The sequence below is a fragment of the Streptomyces synnematoformans genome (genome assembly GCF_039531005.1).
Classification (GTDB): Bacteria; Actinomycetota; Actinomycetes; order Streptomycetales; family Streptomycetaceae; genus Streptomyces; species Streptomyces synnematoformans.
Map to the genome: position 1 here is coordinate 1 of NZ_BAAAPF010000705.1, position 1,002 is coordinate 1,002.

At 66.0% G+C, this 1,002-nt stretch carries 1 protein-coding gene; it reads right to left on the reverse strand.

Translation table 11 applies throughout. The features are described 5' to 3' along the window. Positions 1-1,002: DNA polymerase III subunit alpha (gene dnaE, locus ABD317_RS37245; protein ID WP_344296549.1), on the reverse strand; the 1,002-nt coding region annotated here is incomplete at both ends.

The window sequence follows — 1,002 nt, forward strand, 5'->3', positions numbered from 1 at the left end:
TCGTCCCCCATCCCGCCGAAGAGGTCGAACTGCCCCTCCGCCTCCTTCCGCTTGACCGACACGACGTTGTCGATCATCGGCTCGTAGTGCGCGGTGAGGCCCTTGCGGGTGTGGCCGAGGGCGTCGAACGCGCCGGCCTTGATGAGCGACTCGACGGTGCGCTTGTTGCAGACGACGGCGTCGACCTTGTCGAGGAAGTCGGGGAAGGACGAGTAGCGCCCCTTCGCCCGGCGGCTGCGCACGATGGAGTCCACGACGTTCTGCCCGACGTTGCGCACGGCGGTCAGACCGAACACGATCGTGTCATCACCGCGGGGGGTGAAGTTGGCGTCGGACTCGTTGACGTCCGGGGGGAGGACCCTGATGCCCATCTTGCGGCACTCGTTGAGGTAGACCGCGGACTTGTCCTTGTCGTCGCGCACGGACGTCAGCAGGGCGGCCATGTATTCGGCCGGATAGTTGGCCTTGAGATACGCCGTCCAGTAGGAGACGAGTCCGTACGCGGAGGAGTGCGCCTTGTTGAACGCGTATCCGGCGAAGGGGACCAGGACGTCCCAGACGGCCTGGATGGCCTGGTCGCTGTAGCCCTTCTCCCGGGCGCCCTTCTGGAAGTTGACGAACTCGGCGTCCAGTACTTCCTGTTTCTTCTTGCCCATCGCGCGGCGCAGCAGGTCGGCCTGGCCCAGCGAGTAGCCGGCGAGGACCTGCGCGGCCTTCTGCACCTGCTCCTGGTAGACGATCAGGCCGTAGGTGACGTCGAGGACCTCCTTGAGCGGCTCTTCGAGGTCCGGGTGGATCGGGGTGATCTCCTGCTGGCCGTTCTTGCGCAGCGCGTAGTTGATATGCGAGTTCATGCCCATCGGGCCGGGCCGGTACAGGGCCGAGACCGCGGAGATGTCCTCGAAGTGGTCGGGCTTCATCATGCGCAGCAGGGAGCGCATGGGCCCGCCGTCGAACTGGAAGACGCCGAGGGTGTCGCCGCGGCCCAGCAGTTCGAAGGTC